The 21,084-nt window shown below is 67.9% G+C and carries 16 protein-coding genes; 9 read left to right on the top strand and 7 right to left on the bottom strand.

Annotated features, from left to right (window positions below):
* Window positions 1–2: 2 nt before the first annotated feature.
* The gene (locus AB4079_RS13260; RefSeq protein ID WP_441787776.1) at window positions 3–1,700 is read right to left on the bottom strand and encodes an ABC transporter substrate-binding protein; all 1,698 of its coding nucleotides are present in this window, start codon (window positions 1,698–1,700) and stop codon (window positions 3–5) included.
* A 198-nt stretch (window positions 1,701–1,898) separates the two neighbouring features.
* On the opposite strand from AB4079_RS13260, the gene AB4079_RS13255 reads away from it, so the two are divergent.
* The 3 genes from AB4079_RS13255 to AB4079_RS13245 all read left to right on the top strand — a co-directional run bounded on the left by AB4079_RS13255 (window position 1,899) and on the right by AB4079_RS13245 (window position 5,166).
* Window positions 1,899–2,732, top strand: a complete 834-nt coding sequence (locus AB4079_RS13255) for a hypothetical protein (protein ID WP_441787775.1) — start codon at window positions 1,899–1,901, stop codon at window positions 2,730–2,732.
* An 81-nt stretch (window positions 2,733–2,813) separates the two neighbouring features.
* On the top strand, window positions 2,814–3,662 hold the full coding sequence (locus AB4079_RS13250; protein WP_441787774.1) for an MIP/aquaporin family protein: 849 nt from the start codon (window positions 2,814–2,816) through the stop codon (window positions 3,660–3,662).
* 178 nt (window positions 3,663–3,840) lie between these two features.
* A complete protein-coding gene (locus tag AB4079_RS13245) occupies window positions 3,841–5,166 on the top strand; it encodes an alpha/beta hydrolase-fold protein (protein ID WP_441787773.1) in 1,326 nt (441 codons plus the stop codon).
* Here the strand turns inward: AB4079_RS13245 and AB4079_RS13240 are convergent.
* The 4 genes from AB4079_RS13240 to AB4079_RS13225 form a co-directional block, all read right to left on the bottom strand.
* A complete protein-coding gene (locus AB4079_RS13240; RefSeq protein ID WP_441787772.1) occupies window positions 5,160–5,711 on the bottom strand; it encodes a PIN domain-containing protein in 552 nt (183 codons plus the stop codon). The two genes, AB4079_RS13245 and AB4079_RS13240, sit on opposite strands and share 7 nt — an antisense overlap.
* Complete coding sequence (locus tag AB4079_RS13235) at window positions 5,708–6,235, bottom strand: helix-turn-helix domain-containing protein (RefSeq protein ID WP_441787771.1); 528 nt, start codon at window positions 6,233–6,235, stop codon at window positions 5,708–5,710. The genes AB4079_RS13240 and AB4079_RS13235 overlap by 4 nt, the downstream gene beginning before the upstream one ends.
* A 53-nt stretch (window positions 6,236–6,288) precedes the next feature.
* Window positions 6,289–6,813 carry a universal stress protein gene (locus tag AB4079_RS13230; protein WP_441787770.1) on the bottom strand — a complete coding sequence of 175 codons (525 nt, stop codon included), beginning with the start codon at window positions 6,811–6,813 and terminating at the stop codon, window positions 6,289–6,291.
* Between the two features lie 140 nt (window positions 6,814–6,953).
* Entirely contained in the window at window positions 6,954–11,981 is a 5,028-nt protein-coding gene (locus tag AB4079_RS13225; RefSeq protein WP_441787769.1) for a DUF7927 domain-containing protein, read from the bottom strand.
* A gap of 287 nt (window positions 11,982–12,268) precedes the next feature.
* On the opposite strand from AB4079_RS13225, the gene AB4079_RS13220 reads away from it, so the two are divergent.
* A complete protein-coding gene (locus AB4079_RS13220; protein ID WP_441787768.1) occupies window positions 12,269–13,807 on the top strand; it encodes a response regulator transcription factor in 1,539 nt (512 codons plus the stop codon).
* A gap of 51 nt (window positions 13,808–13,858) precedes the next feature.
* Here the strand turns inward: AB4079_RS13220 and helR are convergent, their stop codons facing one another.
* Entirely contained in the window at window positions 13,859–16,030 is a 2,172-nt protein-coding gene (gene helR, locus AB4079_RS13215; protein ID WP_441787942.1) for an RNA polymerase recycling motor ATPase HelR, read from the bottom strand.
* Window positions 16,031–16,109: 79 nt separating this feature from the next.
* A complete protein-coding gene (locus AB4079_RS13210) occupies window positions 16,110–16,478 on the bottom strand; it encodes a VOC family protein (protein WP_441787767.1) in 369 nt (122 codons plus the stop codon).
* Window positions 16,479–16,539: 61 nt separating this feature from the next.
* Here AB4079_RS13210 and AB4079_RS13205 point away from each other — a divergent pair, with 61 nt between their 5' ends.
* From AB4079_RS13205 to AB4079_RS13185, 5 genes are all read left to right on the top strand, one after another.
* Window positions 16,540–16,998, top strand: coding sequence for a MarR family winged helix-turn-helix transcriptional regulator (locus AB4079_RS13205; protein WP_441787766.1), 459 nt, complete (start codon window positions 16,540–16,542; stop codon window positions 16,996–16,998).
* Window positions 16,999–17,099: 101 nt separating this feature from the next.
* Window positions 17,100–18,047 (top strand): helix-turn-helix domain-containing protein, encoded by a 948-nt coding sequence (locus AB4079_RS13200; RefSeq protein WP_441787765.1) that lies wholly within the window; start codon window positions 17,100–17,102, stop codon window positions 18,045–18,047.
* 169 nt (window positions 18,048–18,216) lie between these two features.
* A complete protein-coding gene (locus AB4079_RS13195) occupies window positions 18,217–18,933 on the top strand; it encodes a GAF and ANTAR domain-containing protein (RefSeq protein ID WP_441787764.1) in 717 nt (238 codons plus the stop codon).
* Window positions 18,930–19,670 (top strand): GAF and ANTAR domain-containing protein, encoded by a 741-nt coding sequence (locus tag AB4079_RS13190; RefSeq protein WP_441787763.1) that lies wholly within the window; start codon window positions 18,930–18,932, stop codon window positions 19,668–19,670. Before AB4079_RS13195 ends, AB4079_RS13190 begins: the two co-directional genes overlap by 4 nt.
* A 79-nt stretch (window positions 19,671–19,749) precedes the next feature.
* Window positions 19,750–21,060 (top strand): O-acetylhomoserine aminocarboxypropyltransferase/cysteine synthase family protein, encoded by a 1,311-nt coding sequence (locus tag AB4079_RS13185; protein ID WP_441787762.1) that lies wholly within the window; start codon window positions 19,750–19,752, stop codon window positions 21,058–21,060.
* Window positions 21,061–21,084 lie beyond the last annotated feature (24 nt).

The following is a 21,084-nucleotide window of genomic DNA, read 5'->3' as shown; positions in this document are numbered from 1 at the left end:
GCTCAGCCCTTCGAGGGGTCCTTCAACCCGATGATCGTCAGGTCCGTCATATTGGTGCTGGGGTGGTAGCCGGCGATGTTGCTGCCGCGCAGGAAGATCCCGTTCTCGAACACCAGCGGAGCGATCGGCGCGAGCTTCATGATCTGCTCATCGAGCTCACCCCAGGCTTTGTTGGCCTTGTCGGTGTCGGTCATCGCCTGGATCTCGGCGATCCGCGCGTTGACCTTCGGGTCGTTGAGCTGGGCGAGGTTCTGGTTGCCCTTGTCCGTGATCATCGCGCCGGCGAACAGGGGCGGGATGAACGTGCTCGCGCTGGAGGCCCAGTCCGGGCACCAGCCGGTGATGGCCGCGTCGTGCTGCTGCGACGGCGTCGCGATCGTCTCGTAGTAGATGGACGTGTCGATGACGTTGAGGTTCACCGTGATACCGACCTTGGCCAGCGACTCCTGCACCGCTTCGGCCTGCGCCTGCATGGCGGGCTGCGATCGGATGTCGAGCGTGAACTGGAAGCCGTCCGGAAGGCCGGCTGCAGCGAGCAGCTGCTTGGCCTTCGCCGTGTCGGGCTTCCCGTCCTTCGCGGGGTAGAGGTCGTAATCCTTGTGACCGTTGACCGCGGGCGGGATGATCGTCGTCGCAGCGTCCGCGAGCTGGTTGCCGCCCGACGCGTTCTGAACCGTCGTGCGGTCGAGCGCCCAGTTGACGGCCTGACGGACGCGGACGTCGGTGAACGGCGCCTTGGTCGTGTTCATCGACATGTACGTGGTGCAGAAAGCGGGCGCTTTGATGGTGCGGTCTTTGAGCGCAGGGGTCTGGATGCGCGGGAGGGCAGCACCGCTGATCTTCCCCCCGATCGCGTCCACGTCCCCGCCCTGACCGGCGATCAGGCGCTCTTCGATGGTCGCGGCGTCAATCCCCATGTCGAACTGCCACACGTCCGGGTACGCCTTGCGCACGTCATCCGTCTTCGGGTCCCAGTTCTTGTTGCGGACCAGTCGGATGGTGCTGCCCGGCGTGTACTTGTCGAGCGTGTACGGGCCGGATGCGATCACGGTGTGGATGAACTGGTCACCACCGCCGGTCCCGACCGGGAAGGGCACCGCATTCGCCTGCGCGACCACGTTGTCGAACTCCGGGAATGGCGCCTTCAGGTGGAAGACGACGGTCTTGGCGTCGGGGGTCTCAATGGTGGGGAGGTCGCCGGAGACATACGGCCCCTGGTAGTCGGCCGGAGCGGCGATGACGTTCTTGAGGTATGGCGATCCGATCCCGATCTGTGGATCCCAGGCCCGGGAGATACCGAACTTGACTTCGGCAGAAGTGATCGGCTTGCCGTTGTCGAATTTGAGGCCGTCCTTGAGCTTGTATGTCCAGGTCAGGCCGTCCGAGGACGGCTTTCCGAGCGCCGCCGCGAGGTCCGGGACGATCGCGTTCGGGTCCTTCGCGTCGCCGGCGGCCTGCATGGTGAGGCCGCGGTAGAGCAGCCGGTAGAACGCGTTCACTCCGCCGTCCCAGCCGCGGGCCGGGTCGAGGTACGAGAAGTCGGCGTTCTGGAGCATGTGAACGGTGCCGCCCTTGACGGGCTCTCCTCCTGCGGCGCTGTCTCCCTTGGGGGCGTTTTCTGCACCAGCGCAGCCGGACAGCAGCAGCCCTGCTGTCACGGCGGCGGCGATCAAGCCGGCCCATCTTCTCCTGGCGGTCATGCCGTCCCTTTCCTCTTGCTCCGTTGCGTCGAGTGACTCAACTATCAAACAACATGATGGTGCAATGTACAACTGCACTCTTTCTATCGTGTTCGGGAGCCGCATCGCTGCGCGGGAAACCAGAACGTCATAGAAGCGGAAAGACTGTTACATTGCGGAAACCTGAGGCGGACCTCCCCCGCTTGGTAGGGTCGAGCCATGGTCCTGTGGGGGGTGGGTCGCGTCGCCGCGACCGTGTTCGTGGTCGCGGTCGTCGGCCTGGTCTCGGGATGCACGCTGCTCGCTCCTCCGGCACCGACCCGGACGCCGGCGGCGGCAACGGCAGCGACTCAGGACACCGAACCGATCGCGCAGCAGCTCCCGAACCTTCTTGTCGCCGGCCAGACGATCGGCACGGGCGAGCTCCGCGTCATCGATCATGAGCCGATCGGGAATCCCGTCGCCGAGCATCCACTGACGGGCGCCGTACGCATCGTGGTCCGTCCCGACCGGGGCATCGAGGTGCGCATCCGCCCCGACGATGCCGCCGACACCAGCCTCACCGGGATCGACCTCATGATGACCGGCAAGCGCCACGACGGGCTGCCGGAGAACATCCAGGACCCGTCCTACTTTCCCGTGACCTCGGGCGCGCAGAGCGTCGACCCGGACGGTGAGCTCGTTCTTCCCCTGTCGGTCGACCAGGCATCCTTCGGCGACCCGACGTTCCTTCACTCCATCGAGGAGTCTCCCGCGGGGGACGCGCGTGTGTTCGCAGCGGCCGCGATCACCTGGACGCTCCCGTCCGCATTCCCGGGACTGAAGCCCGTGGACCACGGCGTGGTGACGTACGCCCACGGGAGGGTGATCCGCGATGGCGACGTGCTCGCCTACTACATTCCGAATCCGTACGACACGATCTACATGGTGTCCCGTCGCTTCGGCCTGACCGAAGCCCAATTGGTCTGGCTGAATCCCGAACTTCTCACGGACTCTCCCGACCCAGAGCTCACGATCGGAGTCGGCGTCAACCTCGACCCGGCCCGTCGCTGACGATCCACCACCAGTGCCAGCGAGTCGGCGCGCTGCGCTGGTGTATATCGCCGACGAGGTCGTCGCACTAGGTTGACGCCCATGAGCGACAACCCGCATCCGGATAGGCCCGCGAAAGCGGTGTGGCTCGACCTGGTGCACGGTCGCATCCTGCACCTGCCGGTCAGCATCGAACAGTCGATCACGGACTTCCACGACCCGTCGCAGGAGTGGAGGCGACTCTTCTCAGAGTTCCTGGGAACGTTCTTCCTCGTGCTCGTCGCTGCCGGTGGCGGCATGATCGGCCACGCGTTTCCGGACACTATCAGCCGGACCGCCGCAGTGGTCGCGCCCGCTCTGATGGTTCTCGCGGTCATCCTCTTCATGGGCAAGGTGTCGGGCGCGCACCTCAACCCTGCGGTCAGCATTGCGTTCGCCCTCCGTGGTGACTTCCCGTGGATCCGGGTGCCCGGCTACGTCATCGCCCAGCTACTGGGCGCGTCGCTTGCCGCGCTGTTCCTCAAGGGCGTCGTCAACGTGTCGCCGTCCTATGGCTCGAATTACCCGGCGAGCGGCTACTCCGACGCAATCGCGTTCGTCATGGAACTGGTGCTGACGTTCGGCCTGGTCAGCGTGATCCTGGGCACGGCGTCGGGTGCACAGAATGTCGGCATCGTTGGAGCGTTCGGGGTCGGCTCCTACATCGCCCTCGCGGGGCTGTGGGCCAGCCCGATCTCCGGAGCATCGATGAACCCGGCTCGCACATTCGGCCCCGACCTCCTCGCCGGTGATTTTCGTTCCTACTGGGTCTACGTGCTCGGTCCGATCGCAGGCGCGGTGATCGCGGTCGGTGCGGCGTTCGTACTACGCGGCCAGGGCGGCGGCATGGCCGGATCGGGAGCCGCGCAGGGTGCGCTCTTCGTCGAAGCGCAGCGTCCCGAACAGGAGTGAATTACGACGGCTTGCTGTTTCCCACGCCGTCGAGCCGAGCCTGCGCTGGAGAGGCGGCGCCGCCTTGTATAGTCGAACTGCTTGAGGGGGACTCGCCTATCGGGGCGACGTGTCTGGTTCGATTTCCAGAGTCCTCCACCATGAGCACACCTAACGCGGGGGCGGCAAGGGGGACCGGGTGTTTCAGGCGGCGCTCGACGTCGATGTCGTCGATGGGCCCGTGCCCGTCATCCTGTTCGCGATGGCTGCGCTGGCGATCGGTGTGCTGGTGGTGCGCCGGCCGACGCGGCCATGGCTGCTTCGGCTCGGGATCGCAACGGGGGTTGGACTGGCGGCGGCCGTGGCCACGTGGCTGGTGTGCGTGCGCTGGCTGAACCTCTTCGGCGAGTCACTCGGCTTTGGAAACTACGCGTGGGTTGCGGCCGGACTGGTCGGCATTGCCATCGCCTTCGCCAGCCTCGGACGGCGCCCCGTCTGGCGCACCGTCGTTGCGGTTGGGGCCGTGCCGGTCTTCTTCCTGGCGGCCGCCGTGGGCATCAACGCGAACTACGGACTGAACCGCACTGTCGGCAGCGTACTGGCGATCGCAGCATCCAAACCGTTGACGCTGGCGCCTCCCCCGCAGACCTCCGGCGGCTACGACTCTCAGCTCTGGAAGCATTGGACCCCACCGGCGGACATGCCCAGCCGGGGGCTGATCGGAACCGCGACGATTCCCTCCACGACCAGCGGTTTCCGGGCGCGCGACGCGGGCATCTACCTTCCCCCTGCGGCCCGGGTGAAGGATCCGCCACCGCTACCCCTGGTCGTGATGATGATGGGGCAACCGGGCAACCCGGACCCCGAGCCGATCGCCGAAGTGCTCGATCGTTACGCCGCCACCCACCACGGCCTCGCCCCCGTCGTGGTCGTGCCGGATCAGCTCGGCAACCCGTACAACGACACGCTGTGCATGGACACGCCACGGCTCGGACGCGCCGAGACCTACGTCGCCGCCGATGTCGTCGCGTGGGCGGCGGCGCACCTGCCCGTCACCCACGACCACCGGTTCTGGACCGCAGCCGGCTACTCGAACGGTGGACTGTGCGCGCTGGCGTTCACGGTCGACCACCCCGACGTGTTCAGCCACATCCTCGACATCTCCGGCGAGGAGTTCCCGGGAGCGGAGCATCCGGATGCGACCCTCCACGACGCGTTCGGCGGCGACTCAGCCGCCTACGAAGCCAGCAAGCCGCTCGTCAAGCTGCGGCACTTCGCGCATCCCGGGACGACGGCGATCTTCACCGCCTGCCGCGATGACCCCGGCTATCACCACGTGGCACTCAAGGCGAAGGCCGCTGCGACGGGCGCGGGGATCGACACCGCCTTCGTCGACCTCGAGTCCGGCGGGCACGGCCGCGGTGCCCTGATGGGCGGGCTCGACGGCGGCGTCCGGCTGCTCTACCCGATCCTGGGGCTCGAGCGTCCGCGAGTTGAACAGGGCGTGCTCCTCGGGGCTCAGTAGAGCTTCGCCCTGGCGCTGTCCGCGAATCTCGGGACACCAGCACGTGTCAGCGCGAGCAAGAAGTGATCCACAGTCATCGCCGGGGAGTTGTAGCCCTCGACGAGCTCGACCAGAGCACGAAGCGTAGGCGCGTGGTAAAGGTCGAGCTGATCCAGGAGAAAGTCGTCGGGGTGCACGACTTCCAGGTCGAACGGCTCGACGGAGCCCAACGGGAAGTGCTTCGTGTTGAAGGTCACCAACACCTCGGCGCCGCCGCGAACTGCTGCCGCAAGGACATGCCGATCCTTCTCGTCGTTCGTCATCGTCGGCACGAGGTCGTCGTAGCCGGTCACCATCGCGTCAGCGAAGTAGCGCTCCATCGTGCCGACGCGCTTCTCTACGAGGGTCGGGTCCTCGCCGTTCTTCACAAGGTTTTTTGCAAGCTCGAACAGGACGACCTTCGACCACAGGGGTCTGAACAGACTGCGGTCAGCTAGCTCCAGGATGAAGTCGTTGAGTAGCGCCCCGTAGAGGACGTTCGTGTCGAAGAAGGCAGGAAAACTCACTCAGCGTCGAGCTCCGCGAGACGCTTGACCTCGGCTGGGTTGCCAACCTGTACTTTCGCACCGAGGTTGGCACGCTGCAGCTCGCGCAGCGCAGCGCGGCGTTCGGCGCGGAAGTTAGCCTGGTACGCGACCAGGTCCTCCAATTGCACACGACGATGACGGCCGGGCTTGTCGAAGGCGATCTCGCCAGCCTCGAGCAGGCGAACCAGCGTCGGGCGACTGATCCCGAGGAAGTCCGCGGCTTGCTGAGTCGTCATGCTCATGCCCTGCGGAACGATGGTGATGCCCTCACCGGCAGCGAGCGCATTGGTCACCTGGTCAAGGATGCGGAAGATCTCATCCGGTATCGGGCGAGCCTTACCCTGTGGGTCGACGAGCGCGGCCTTCGATGAGTTCTGTAGAAGATAGACCTCAAGCTCGTGCATCAACTCGGCGAAGTCGAGAAGCTCAGCGCGGGCGTCAGCCTCGGGGAGGTACGTCTGTGCCTTGCGTGCACCGCGCGGCGTTTCTGTTGAGGCGCTCATATCGTCCACTCTAGTTCGTCGAATCGAAAAAAACGAACACTGGGCTCGGGCCTTCACTCCCAGGGGAGAGCGCTGTCGTCGGTGACCGGGGAGAGGGGGATGACGAGCACGGGCCGGTGCTGGCGGTGCGCGAGGTGGACGGCGACGGAGCTGCGGAAGAATTCGCGCATCCCCCGGCGCAGGCCGGCCTCGTGGGTGCCGACGATGATCATCCGCGCGTTCAGCGTGTTCGCGAGGTGACCGAGCGCCCGCGCGGGCTCACCGGCGAGGGAACGGACGCTCCACCGCACGCCGGTCGGCCCCAGTACGCGTTCGATCTCGGCGGCGAGCGCCGGGTCGAAGCCCTCCTCGTCGAGTTCGGGAAGATCCGGGTCGATGGGCAGGGAGTGGACGGAGCCGTCCGGGCGCTCCTCGACGGTGTAGCGGCCGAGGTCGACGTGCGCGCAGACCAGCTCGCATCCGAGGTCGCGGGCCAGCTCGGCGGCGCTCAGAAGCACGGCGTCGGGGCGGCCGCCCTCGACCCCGACGAGGATCACCCGGGCGTAGCCGCCCGGACGTGAGGGCGTGTGATCGGTCAAGACCGGCTCCTCTCTCGTTCGGCGCAGCGAAGACGGAGTGAGTCATAGTCTGCCCGAACTCCCCCGCCGTCGTAAGGGCGGCGATATCCGGGTACGGGATGGGCCGGCGGGTTTCCCCGCCGGCCCATCCCGTTACTCGCTTACTCCGCTGAGCGGCGTCGGCGGATCACCAGGAAGGCGGTTCCGGCACCGAGCAGGAGGATGGCGATCAGGCCAGGGGCGACGAGGTCGCTACCGGTCGAGGCCAGGCCGGGGCCCGGGTCGATCGGCGTGGTGGTGTCGCACTTACCGGCCGGGTCGCAGCTGCCGCCGTCCACGGCCGGGTCGACCGTGTTGACCAGGCGGTGGTTGCCGGCATCCGGGGTGTTCACCGTCACCGAGTAGGTCACTTTCAGCGTCTCCCCGACGCCGAGCGGACCGGACCAGGACAGGATCGTCCCAGCCAGCTTCGCCCCGTGGGTGGCGTCGCCGTTGTAGGTGGCGTCATCCAGCACATCCTTCATCTCGTCGGTGAATGAGGCCGGCTGCGCGGCGGTGTAGGCGAACGCACCGGTGTTGGTGACGGTCACGGTGTAGCTGACCTTCGCGCCCGGCTTGACCGTGCTCGTGGTGGAGACGGTCTTGCTCACCGTGTAGGAGGCCACCGGCGTATTGGTCAGGCAGCTGCCGGCCGTGTCGCACTTTCCGCCTGGGCCGGTGGGGACGACCGCGTTGACCAGCGCGTGGTTGCCGGTGTCCGGCTTGTTGACCTTCACCGAGTAGGTGACCTTGACGGTCTGGCCGACCGCGAGCGGTCCGGACCAGGTCAGCGTGTTGCCGCTGACGGTCGCACCGTTGCTGGCGTCGCCGTTGTAGGTGGCGTCATCGAGCACGTTGGTCAGGTCGTCGCGGAAGGACGCCGGGGCGGCGGCCGTGTAGGAGACCTGGCCGGTGTTCGTCACCGTCACCGTGTAGGTGATGGTGCCACCGGGGCTGACCGTCTGCGTCGACGCGGTCTTGGCGACCGTGTACGACCCAGAGGGCACGATCGAGCTGCACTGAGCGTTATCGGTGCCGGCCGGGCAGCCTCCCTCAGGCGGGGTGACGACCGTGTTGTTCAGGTGCTGGTCCCCGGTGTCCGGGTCCTTCACGGTCACCGAGTAGGTGACCACCGTGGTTGCGCCCGCCGCCAATGCGCCCGACCACGACAGCGTCGGGTCTGCGTAGGTCGCACCACCGGTCGCGTCGTTGTTGTAGGTCGCGTCATCCAGCACGTCGGTCAGGTCGTCGGTGAAGGACGCCGGCGCGGCCGCCGTGTAATCCACGACACCCGTGTTCTTCACGGTGATCGTGTAGGTCACCGTGGCGCCCGGGACGACCTCGGTCGCATCGGCGGTCTTGGTAACCGTGAACGCCCGCACCTGGTTCGTGGTGGTGCAGTCGGCCGGGGTGGCGCAGTCGCCGCCGGTCACGACGTTGGTCAACGTGCCGTCACCTGTGCCCGCCGGCCCGACGAGCACCTGGTAGGTGATCGTCTGGGTTCCGCCGACCGCGAGCGGACCAGACCAGTTCAGCGTCAGGCCGTTCACCGTCGCCCCGTTCGTCGCCGAACCGGCAACGTAGGTGGCGTCGTCGAGGACGTTGGTCAGGTCATCGGTCACCGTCGCCGGGTCAGCAGCGGTGTAGTCCGCCTGGCCGGTGTTCGTCACGACCACGGTGTAGGTGACCGTGTCGCCCGGGTGGACCTCTCCGGCAGCAGAGGACGTCTTCTGCAGGCTGTACGACTTGACCACGTTGGTCGTGCCGCACTCGTTGGGCACGCAGCTACCGCCGCCACCGGGGACCACAGCATTGGTCAGCACATGATCGGCGGTGTCCGGGTCCTTCACGGTCACCGTGTAGGTGATCGTCTTCGTGGCTCCGGCAGCAAGCGCACCGGACCAGGACAGCGTGGTCCCGGTGATGGTCGCCCCGTTGTCCGGTGCCCCGGTGACAGTCGCGTCATCCAGCACCGCCGACAGGTCGTCGGTGAAGGATGCCGGGTTCGCGGCGGTGAAGTCCGCCGTCCCGGTGCTCTTCACCGTGACCGTGTAGGTGACCGTGTCGCCCGGCTTCACAGCACCGGCAGGCGAGGACGTCTTCGATGTCGTGAAGGCGCGCACGTCGGTCGTGGTCGTGCAGTCCGCTGGGGTGTCGCAGCCACCGCCCGGCCCTGTCGGGCGAACCGTGTTGGTGAGCACGTTGTCGCCGGTGTCGGGGTTGTTCACCGTGACCGTGTAGCTGATGGTGACGGATGCGCCGATCGCGAGCGGACCGGACCAGTTCAGCGTGTTCCCGGTGACCGTGGCCCCGTTGTCCGGACCCGAGGTGATCGTGGCGTCATCCAGAACCCGCGAGAGGTTGTCGGAGAACGCTGCCGGAAACTGCGCCGTGTAGTCACGAGACCCGGTGTTGCGCACGGTCACCTGGTAGATGACGGTGTCGCCCGCGCGGGTCGTCGTGGTCGAAGCCGTCTTCGAGACCGTGTACGAGCCCTCCGGGATCAGGACAGTGCACTCCGGGTCGGCCGAGCCGACCTCGCAGTTACCACCACCGCCGGGAGGGGTGACCACGCTATTGTCCAGGTGCGTGTCGCCCGTGTCAGGGGTATTCACGGTCACCGAGTACCTGATCGTGACCGTGTCACCGGCGGCGAGGGCGCCCGACCAAGACAGCGTCGGTGCGGAGTAGGTGGCCCCACTTGTGGCGTCGTTGTTGTAGACCGCATCATCCAGCACCGCCGACAGGTCGTCAGTGAAGGAGGCCGGGGCCGCCGCCGTGTAGTCGACCTTTCCGGTGTTCTTCACGGCGATCGTGTAGGTGATCGTGTCGCCGGGGACGACAGTGGACGTGTCGGCCTTCTTGGTCACACTGAAGGACTGCACCGGGGTGGTCGTCGCGCACGAACCGGCCGGGTCGCAGCTTCCCCCTGTTCCCGGAGTGACCGTGTTGCCGAGGGAGTGGTCACCAGTGTCCGGGGAGTCCACCTTCACCGAGTAGGTGATGGTCGCGGTCTCCCCGACCGCCAGCGGGCCAGACCAGGAGAGCGTGGAACCGGTCACTGACGGCGCGGCCGAGGTCGACCCGGCGGAGAACGACACCGCCGCGTCGCCGTTGTACGCCGCGTCGTCCAGGACGTCGGAAAGATTGTCGCTGATCTGTGCCGGGTTGGCCGCCGTGTAGGGCACGTTGCCCGTGTTCTTCACCTGCACCGTGTAGGTGAGGTCCCCGCCAGGCTGCACGGTGGCTGCGGACGCCGCCTTGGTCACGGTGTACGCGGGCGCAGGGCAGAGCGCCGTGGAACGCACCTCGGCGTTGAAGCCCTCAGCCGCGTAGAAGCTCTTGACCTGCACGAGGATGGTGTTCAGTCCGGTCTGCCAGTTGCCCGCCAACGACGTGGTCGCCGCGCCGCCGGCCAGGAAGCCACCACCGATGTACGGCGTGTTCGGGGTCTGCGGCAGGTTTGCACCGCTCTGCGCAATGTCGTTCACCCAGACTCCGGCGACGCTGTTATCCGCCAGCCAAGACATATCGAGCTGGAACGACGCAGGATCTACTACAGGATCCAGGTTGAACTGGTACCGGTAGTACCAGTCGCCATATCCCGTGGACTGGTTGGTGCCGCTTGCCGGCGGGACATAGTCGGCAGAGATCCACTGGGACTTTCCCGACTGGCTGTTTGCCCACAGGGTGTTGACCTTGCCCGCGTATGCCGGAGCGTACGTGGTGCCTGCGGGCGGCAGGGCGGCAGGCGACGGCCCTGTCGGGCCAGTCGTGGTGGTGACATGGTTCAACCCGTCGAACCCGCCGGCGACAGTCCACCGCTCATCCGTCGAGCCGTCGGCTGTCTGGCCGCCGGAGGTGGAATTGTACCCGGTGTTGAAGATGACCGGGTCGGTCGTGCAGGTCACATTCGGGATCGCGAGGTTCGAGAAGGTGACCGTGCTGCTTCCGGGCGGGTTCAGGCCGACCGGAGTGACGTTGCCCGGGCCGTTGGTGAAGCTGCCGGCGACCGGGGAGGTGACCTGGACGGTGATGGTGCAGGACTGCTGGCCCGCGGTCAGGGTGCCGTTGGTCACCGCAACGGACGTGCCCCCCGCGGTCGCGGTGGTGGTTGCGTTACAGGTACCGCCGACCGTCGCGTTGGCCAGGGTCAGCCCGGCCGGGAGGTCGTCAGTGAAGCCCCAGCCGGCTTTGGAGGCGAGCTCGCTGGTGTTGGTCACCGTGAAGGTCAAGGTCGAGGTGCCGCCGGTCTGGACTGCAGCGGGCGTGAACGCCTTGTCCAGCTGCGGGGTGACATCGAGGATCTTTATGTTGTCGAACGCGGCGTCGTTGCCGACGCCGGAGCCGTTCGCGTTCTGCATCCGGATGCCAAGGGTGGAGCCGTTGAACAACAGAGAACCGTTCGACGTGTATGTGCCGACCTTGATATCGCCGGCGGGCAACGAGCCGTTGGCTGGTACAGGCACTGTCTTCGTCGAGGTGCAGGCGTTGACGACGCCGCCGACGTTGCTGGCTGCGCCCGTCTGGTTCAGGAACGCGAACTGGTAGAGCGGCGCGGATGCTGCGCAGTTCTGGGCGGCCGTGTCGACGCTGAAGGTGAGGAATCGACCCGATGAGGTCGCGAGGGGGATGTTGCTGACGGTCTGGAATTCGGTAGCGTTCGCGCCGGGGTTGTTCTCCGTATATGCCGCCACGACGTCATTCGTCGCTGGGGTTGCCGAGCCCGCGTTCGCCCCCAGTGCATACGCCAACTGGCGCAAATGGGCGGCGTCGTTCTCCGTCTGACAGTTGCCGAGAGTCGTCGAGGGGATGGTGGCGTTGACGATCTGACCGTTGCAGTTGGCCAGCCAGAGCGGATCGGAGGTGTACTTTTGGCCACCGACGCCGGTGTACGCCGTCAGCGCCTGGGGCGTAGTCCCCGGCCCGTTCTCGAAGTCTTCTTGGAAGGCCACCGAAGGTGCCTGCGGAGTCCCGGGAGTGCCAGGCGCGGCCTGCGCGGCGGTCGGCGTCGTCAACACGAGGGCTGTCGCGCTCACCGTCGACAGCATCAGAGCCAACGCGCCGAGCGATGCCGCCACTCGCAGCCGGCGCGATCGCAGCCGCGGCAACAGGCCGACTCGTGTCCCGGTGTCGTCGTGTGTCCCCACGGAGACCTCCCCTTAGTTTCCAGTGGGGACACACGCCCCCCCATCAGGACTCAGCTAAGCGGCGGTGACACGCCCGTGTCTTTGCAGCGACGCAAATTTCACCCCGAACCCCTCGAAAACCACCCCGTTCGACCCCCGATTGGGGGGTAGCGTTTAAGTGCCTCCCCGCCGAATCCGCAGGGGCGGCCGGCCGCGAACGCGGGCCGCGCGGGCCTCCACCGAGCGGGCGGGGACCGACGATCGCCGGGTTTTCGAAAAGGCTGAGAGGCTGACCGGGTGAATGCGCGATGAGTTCCAGTGAGGACACAAACGAGGACACGAGGGTCGACCCCAAGCGGAGGCCGCACGACCTGCCGGCCCTGGTGACGGAGGTCGCGACACGTGACGGGTGGCAGGCGGCCGCATCAGTGATCGAGCAGCACTGGGATGCGTTCGCCGGCGCAGCACCCGAGCAGCTCCTGGCCGCGCTCAAGGCGTTGCCCGGGGAAGCCTTCGTCGAGACGCCCGGTCTCCTCGTCGCGGCGAACTACCTCCAGCAGGTCAGCATCGACGGCGATCCGCGCCGCTTCTTCCACGACGGCAGGCTCGCCCCGCCGCCGAGCGAGGGCAACGGGTCGACCCTCAACACCCTGATCCTGCTGACCGGTCAGGCAGCCGGTGCCCGCACCGCCGGCCGGCTGGATGAGGCCCGTCGCTCGGCCCAGGAGGCGAGAAAGGCATTGCGCGCCCTCAGCCCGGCCGAGCGGGCGCCGTTCGTCGCGTCGATCCCGCACCTGCGCTTTCAGTGGGGACGCACGCTGGACGCGACGGATACCCCCGGCGCTCTCGCCGAGTACGAGGAGGCCTATCAGCTCGCCCGGCTGACGAAACAGCCGGTGGTCGCCCGCCGGACCGCGGGACACGTCGCGTGGTACCACGCCGAACGCGGACGGCTACGTCTGGCCGAGCTGTGGCTCGCCCGCGCCCACGCCGAGCCGGCCACCAACGGACGCTACGACGTGGTGGTCTTCCTCGCCTCGACGCTTCTCCGCCACGATCAGGGCCACCCGGATGCTGCGGCCCACCTGGCGCGCGCCTTCGGCCTGCCGCTCGGTGAGCACTGGGCTGCGGCCCTCTGGCTGTCGGCCATGCTGGAACACACGAAGCCCGGCGCCGCCTCGGTGCACGCCCACCTCGAGAACGAGCTCGAGCGTCACCCGGAGGCGCACGACCTCCGGGGGGCGAACGGGCGATACATCAAAGCTGCCGAAGCCCGGCTCGCCCGGCTGCGTCCGAGGCTTCGCATTCAGCGACCGTTGCCCGCGGCTCCCTCCGCTCTGGACCACCTCCTCGCCGCCCTGTCCGCCTACCAGTCCGGGCGCTACAGCGACGCATTGGAGCACAGTGAAGCGGCTGTCGCCCAGACCGTGGCCCCGCGCGTCGAGGCGCCGGCGCAACTCATCGCCGCGGCCTCCCACCTGGCCTTCGACCAGACGTCCACCGCGGCGGATGCTTTCCGTCAAGCCAACGCCATCGTCGGAGCGGAGCGCCTGTTCTCGACCTACAGCTTCCTGCCGTCGAAGACACTGGCCGAACTTTCGAAGGTGGCGGGCGAGCCCCTGCACGGGAGCGGGCACACCATCGTCGAACACACCGGACTCCCGAAGCTCACCAAACGGGAACGCGAGATCCTGGACCTCCTCCGGACCGGCATGCCGATGTCGACCATCGCTGCCGAGCTGTTCGTCAGTCCCAACACGATCAAGAGCACCACCCGGACGCTCTACCGGAAGCTGGGCGTCAACTCCCGCGCCGCGGCGGTCGCCACGGCGAATCGCGGGAGCTGACCGCCGCCGGCGCTCGGCGGCCTGACGCGACGGCACCCACTGCCCTTCCCGTCACGCGCCGCTCAGCAGCACCAGCTGCTGAGTGGCGCGTGTCATCGCCACGTACCGGTCGACCGCGCCCTCGATGCCCGTGCCGAACCGCTCCGGCTCGATGACGACCACGAGATCGAACTCGAGCCCCTTGGACAGTTCGGGCGTCAGGTACCGGATGCGCGAGCCGGGTTCGGACAGGCGGCCGGCCGCATCCGGATCCACACCGATGACGCAGGCGATTCCCTCCCCCTCCGCATGGTCGGCGCGCCAGGTGTCCAGGACGCCCTCCAGCTCGGCGACCGCGCCGTGGACGACCGGCACTCCGCTGCTGCGGACCGAGGTCGGGACGTTCGCATCGGGCAGCGCGGCACGGATCACCGGTTCCGCCTCGGCCATGATCTCCGTCGGCGTTCGGTAGTTGATCGTCAGGGAGACGACGTCGACGTCCGTGAGCCCGACACGGTCGAGCCGCTCCTGCCAGGTCCCTGCGAAGCCGTGCCTGGCCTGCGCGCGGTCGCCGACGATGGTGAAACTGCGCGACGGACAGCGTCGCAGCAGCATGTCCCACTCCGCGTCGGTGAGTTCCTGCGCCTCGTCGACGATGACGTGCGCGAACGGCCCGGCGAGCTGGTCGGGTGTGGCGCCGGGGAGGGCGGACTCGTCGATCAGGCTGTTCTGGGCGTCCGCGCGGCGCAGCATCGACATCACCAGCATCTCCGAGTCGTCGGCGGCGATCAGGTCGTCGACGACGCGCGCCATCTGCTCCTGCTGGGCCGCGAGCTCCGTGGAGCGGCGGCGAGCACGACCGGGTGCCTCGGGGTCGCCGGCCCGCTGCCGCGCAGCGTCCAGGTACGGCAGGTCGGACACCGTCCAGGCCCGCGGATCGTCGCGCTGTAGCAGCGCCACCTGCTCATCGTCGAGCCACGGAGCGCAGACCTGCAGATAGGCGGGCACCGACCAGAGGTCGCTCACCACGCCGACCGGGTCCAGGAGCGGCCACGCGCGCGCGAACGTTCCGGTCAACTGCTCGTTCTGCAGCAGCGCCCTGCGCACCAGGTGCGGCGGCACCTCCTCAGCGTCGAAGCGGTCGACCAGGATGTCGAGCAGCGCCTCCCAGACCTGCGCTCGTGCCTCGTTGTGCGGCGTGCCGCGATCGGCCGAGTCGAACGCCTCCGCCCACTCCGCGGCGCCGAGGCGGAGGTCTGCCCACGGCGTCTGCACCGTCATGCCCGAAGACGGAGGGACCTCGTAGAACCGGATCGCCGCATCGACCGCCGAGATCAGTGCACCGGAGGCCTTGAGCGCAGCGACCCGGGGATCCGACTCCACGGAGGCAGCCGAACCTTCCGCAACGAGATCGCGAAGGGTGCAGATCTGCACACTGTCCTCCCCCAGGCTCGGGAGCACATCCTCGACGTAGGCCAGATACCCGTCGCTGGGCCCGACGAACAGCACCCCGTCGCCGCGGGCGATACGCGGGTCGGAGTACAGCAGGTACGCGGCACGGTGCAGAGCCACGACCGTCTTTCCCGTACCGGGTCCGCCGTCGACGACCAGCGCACCCCGGGACGGCGCCCGGACGATCGCATCCTGATCCGACTGGATGGTGCTGAGCACGTCGCGCATCCGCGGCGACCTGCTGGTGCCGAGGCTGGCGATGAAGGCGGACTGGTCGTCGAGCGCAACGTTGCCGTCCAGGCCGTCCTCGGTGAAGACCTCGTCCCAGTAGTCGCTCACGCGGCGGCCGTTCCAGCGGTACCGGCGCCGGCTCACCAGGCCCATCGGGTTGGCGTGCGTCGCCGCGAAGAACGGCTCGGCCGCTGGTGCGCGCCAGTCGATCAGGAGCCGCTTTCCCGACCGATCCGACAGACTGAGCCGTCCGATGTAGATCGGCTCGTCGCTCCCCTCCGCCACGATCCGGCCGAGACACAGGTCGAGCGTGAAGCGGCGAAGGGTCCGGAGGCGCGCGGACAGTCGGTGGATCTCGATGTCGCGGTCCATCGCCTCCTGCCCCTGGCCGCCCGGCTGCAGGCGCTCCGCCGCAAGACGATCGGTCAGCTGGGAGATCTGCTCCTCCAGGCTTTCGGCGATGGCCGCGAAGTGGGATTCATCCCCCGCAATCAGGTTCGTGTCGCGCTTGGCGGCGAGTCGGTCGGGCAGGGCGAAGGCGCTGGTCGAAAGAGTCACGATCGACGATTCTCCGCCCTGACCGGGCCCTTGTGGCAAGCCACCCACCCCGCGTTATCCTGGAAATGCAGGGGGATGCCGATCAGGCCCGGTCGTGGAGGGTGATCTGGTAGCCGTCGGGGTCGGCGAACGAGAAGGTCCGGCCGAAGGGGCCGTCGACGGGGGCCGCGACGATGGTGTGGCCGTCGGCGACGAGAGCGTCGTGGATGGCTTGCACATCTGTCGCACGGAGCCAGATCGCGGCGCCGATGCCCGGCTGAGCGGCCACTGCGAGATCGGTGCCGGGGACGATGTCGCGCAGGGCGAAGGCGATCGGTTTCGTCTCGAAGACGACGGCGTGCGGGGGTCCGGCGGGCGAGCGGACGAGCCCGAGGTACCGCTCGTAGAAGGCCTGGGACGCGTCGAGGTCTCGCGCTTGGAGCGAGATGAAGTCGGGGCCGATCGCGGGCATGTGGAGCTCCTTCGTTGTGTGTCAGTTTTCTGACACGCACAGCCTATGTCAGAATGCTGACATGAGTCAAGACGGTGTCGGCGTCGACCTGGAAACGTCCCTGGGGTACCTGCTCAAAGAAGCCTCGAGCGCGCTGCGCGCTGCCATGGAGGACGTGCTCCGGCCGCTCGGGATGAGCGTGACGCACTACTCCTGCCTGGAACTGCTCGCCCAGCGACCCGGCTTGTCGAACTCCGAACTCGCGCGTGGCGCGTTCGTGACCAGGCAGACGATGAATGTGCTCTTACAGGCGCTCGAACGCGACGGCTCCGTGACCAGGCCCGCCGAGGCGCCCGTCGGCAAGGTCCTCCCCGCGCGGCTCACCCCACAGGGCCGGAGAAGCCTCGAACAGGCGACGGCGGCCGTCCGGTCCGTGGAGCTCCGGATGCTGGCCGGGCTGACCCCGGCGGAGCAGTCGGCCGCCTCCGGCATCCTGAAGAGCATGATCCGATCCCTGCGCGAAGACCACGACGACGCCTGACGCAGCGCACACCTTTACGGCCGACACCAGCGGCCCTACCATTCGAAGGGTCACCCCAGACCCCGGCGACACCGATTCGAGTCGTCGAGGGGTGCGCAACGATGCAGTACAGCCTGTCGTGGGCCGCGAGCCGTCCGGAAGAAGCCATCGAGGCTCTCGCTCCGGTCTACCGGAACGTGGACATCCGAACGGACGACGAACACCGTTTCGGGGTGTCGACGCTCGAGAGCGGCGACCCCACCGTGACTCTGTCCTCCTTCGACTGGACGGCGGACGGCCGCGGACGAAGCGAAGCCAACAGCTTCTTCACCGTCGGCGACGTCTACGCCGGATCCGTGACCGTCACCGCCGGCCGCGAAACACTCGACTCGAGCCGGCTGATGCTGATCCCGCCCCGCCGCCTGGATGCATCCTGGACCGGCTCCCACAGCGCACGAACCGTGCGCCTCGAACGCGCCACCATCGACGCCTACGCGCGAAACCACTTCGGCGTCTCCGCGACCGGCGTCCGCTTCACGGAGACCCGCGCCATCAGCCCGGTGCACGAGGCGCTCTGGCGCGCGGTGGAGCGCCACGCTCGCGAAGAGGTCGCCGCACATCCCGACCTGCTGCACAACGACCTGATCTGGGATGAGACCGCGCGCCATCTGGTCGCGACCCTGCTGACCGTGTTCCCCAATTCGACCCTCGAGGTCGCAGCGCCCCGGGACGGGGCCGCCGCTCTGCCCGCCTCCGTTCGGCGAGCCATCGCGTACATGGAGGAGCACGTTGCCGAGCCGGTCACCATCGCCGACATCGCCGCGGCTGCGCGGCTCTCGCCGCGTGGCATCCAGGACGCCTTCGCACGCATCGTCGGACACTCTCCGATGCGGCACCTCCGTCTGCTGCGCCTGGAGGCCGCGAGGAATGACCTACTGCTCGCCGACCCGACCAACGGCCACACCGTCGCCGACATCGCCCGCAGGTGGGGCTTCCCGCACGTCCCCCGCTTCGCGGAGGCCTACCGCGCGCAGTTCGGCGAGAATCCGAGAGTCACGCTGCAGCGATAGTCGTTCTCCGTACCCCATTGCAAACCACGCGAAACGCGCCGATCATCCATATCGGGCAACGCGAACGGCCCCAGGGTTGGAGAGCTCGATGCGCGAGACCGAGTCGACACCACCGATTTCGCCGAGCCTGCCCCCTCCGACCGTCGACGATGACGCAATAATTGAAGCGATGGCCAACGAAGACGAGCGCTTCACGCAGGCGATGCGTGACCTCCGCGGCGAGGTCCCTCCCGACAGAGACCTCACCGATACCTTCGTCGACCTTTTTCCGGTCTCAGGCACCGCGATCTCCACGCTCGGCGACCTCCTCGGGTCCGAAACGGTCTCCGCCAGCGACACCATTGCGGCCCGGCTCGACGAGCTGCAGTTCGACCTCGGCGTCGGCCCCTGCTGGGACGCGCTCAGCAGCGCCCGGCCCGTCCTCGAACCGGACCTTCGCCGGCCGAGAGGAACCTGGCCGGCCTTCACCGAGGCCGCCATCGCCGACGGGGTGGGGGCGCTGTTCGCGTTCCCGATGCTGGTCGGTTCACTCCAGATCGGGGCCATCGACATGTACTCGCGCGGCGCGATGACGCTCGACCGCATCCAGACCCGCCAGGCCGCGTCTCTCGCCGACCTCGTCGGACGTCAGGTGCTGCGGCGTGCGCTGATCCGGTCCAGCCTGGAGGACCCGGAGGAGCCGGAGAGCCCCTTCTCGAGGCGCCTCATCCATCAGGCCACCGGTATGGTGCTCGCGCAGCTCGACCTCAGCGCCGACGACGCGCGGCTCGTCATCCAGGGCCACGCCTTCGCGACCGGCCGCTCGATGATGGACGTCTCACGGGATGTGGTCTCCGGCATGCTGGACTTCACCGACGACAGCATGGAAGCCGGAGGCACCCGATGACCGCGCGGGTGCGGGAGCTCGAACTCCTCCGCGCCTTCGCGGGCTTCGCCGACACGCTCGTCGCCGGCTACGACGTGGTCGACCTCATGCAACGACTGGTGGACACCTGCAGCGACCTGCTCGAGGTCACCGCCTCCGGTGTTCTCCTGGCGGACGAGACCGGGGACCTGGACCTGATGGCGTCCACCAGCGAAGCGAGTCGTCTGGTGGAGGTTTTCCAGCTCAGCGCCTACTCGGGGCCGTGCATCGAATGCTTCACCACCGGTCAGATCGTCTCCCTCCCCGACATCACACTGTCTCCCCCACGCTGGGAGCAGTTCCGTGACAAGGCCCTCGACCAGGGCTTCGGGTCGATCGTCGCCATCCCGCTCCGGCTGCGTGAGACCACGATCGGCACGCTGAACCTGCTCCGGGAGGCGCGCGGTGAGCTGCCCGAGGACGACCTGGTCGCCGCCCAAGCGTTCGCCGACGTCGCGACCATCGGCATCCTGCACCAGAGGACGCTGCACGAGAGCGAGACGATCCGGGAGCAGCTGCAGACGGCGCTCAACAGCCGCATCGTCATCGAGCAGGCCAAAGGCGTGATCGCGCAGCTGCACAAAGTCAGCATCAACGAGGCCTTCACGGTGATCCGCGACTACGCCCGGCGCAACCAGCTGGGCATCACGGCGGTCGCCAGCGCGATCGTCGAGCGCACAGTGGTGCTGCCGCGCACACCCGGCGACGCGGCGGGATAGCCACCGCGCTCCCCCGACGTCGGCGACGCACGGCGCAACACGTCTGGCATGGTCCCGGCGCTGTCACTACAGTGACCCCATGCCGGACGAACGCACCCGCCCGCTCGATTTCGAGACCCGCCAGATCCACGCCGGAGCCGTCGTCGACTCCGACACCCGCTCGCGGGTGACACCGATCTACCAGACGGCGGCGTACGTCTTCGACAGTTTCGACGATGGAGAGGAGCGGTTCGCGGGCCGGAGCGCCCACCGCGCGTACTCGCGAAACGAGAACCCGACCAATGCGGTCGCGGGTCGCCGGATCGCCGACCTCGAAGGCGGTGTGGACGGGATCGTCGTCGCGAGCGGGCAGGCGGCCATCGCCACCGCGATCAGCGCTCTCGCGGGCAGCGGTGACCACATTCTGGCGACACGTTCGCTCTACGAGGGCACCCGCGAAATGTTCCGCGGCGTGCTCCAGCGGCAGGGAATCGAGTTCGAGTACGTCCCCGATGACGCGGACGATGCCGAGTGGGCGTCCCGCTTCCGGCCGACCACCAAAGCCGTCTACACGGAGACGCTGCCCAACCCGCTCGGCCAGGTGGTGGACATCGAGCGCATCGCGCGGCTGGCCCATGCGGCCGGCGTGCCGCTCGTCGTGGACAACACCGTCCCCACCCCGTACCTGTGGCGCCCGATCGAGGACGGCGCGGACATCGTGATCCACTCGACGTCGAAGTGGCTGTCCGGCCACGCCTCCGTCATCGGCGGCGCCATCGTCGATGCAGGGACATTCGACTGGGCAGCGCAGCCGGAGCGGTTCCCGCAACTGACCGCGGAGCCCCGACCCGGCGTCCCGTCCTACGTCTCCCGCTTCGGGGCTGGAGCGTTCCTGGCCTACGTGCGGAGCGTGATCGTGCTCGAATACGGCCCGACCATTCCCCCGACCAGCACGTTCCTGCTGCTTCACGGCATCGAGACGCTGTCGGTGCGGATGGATCGGCACGTCGCCAGTGCGCGGACTGTCGCCGAATGGCTGGAGGGCAGGCCGGAGGTTGCTGTCGTGCACTACCCCGGCCTCCCGTCGAACCCGTTCCACGCGCGGGCGGAACGCTACCTTCCGCTGGGGGCCGGCTCCATCGTCTCCCTGGAACTGGCCGGTGGGCGTGACGCCGCACGCCGCTTCATCGACGCGTTGGAGCTGATCTCGCCGATGACCCACATCGGCGACGTCCGCACCCTCGCGATCCATCTCGCCAGCACCATCCATGCCAAGTTGACCCCGGAGGAGCAGGCGGAGGCGGGGATCGGGCCGGGCCTCATCCGCCTGTCCATCGGCTTGGAGAGTGCGCGCGACATCATGGACGACCTGTCCCGCGCGCTGGCCGCGGCGGGCACGCCTTCCGACTGACGACACGGCCGGTCAGCCGCCTGC

This window comes from Leifsonia sp. 2MCAF36 (genome assembly GCF_052115525.1).
Taxonomy (GTDB): domain Bacteria; phylum Actinomycetota; class Actinomycetes; order Actinomycetales; family Microbacteriaceae; genus Leifsonia.
The sequence above is the reverse complement of the archived record's forward strand: the minus strand, read 5'-3'. Positions and strand labels throughout refer to the sequence as shown.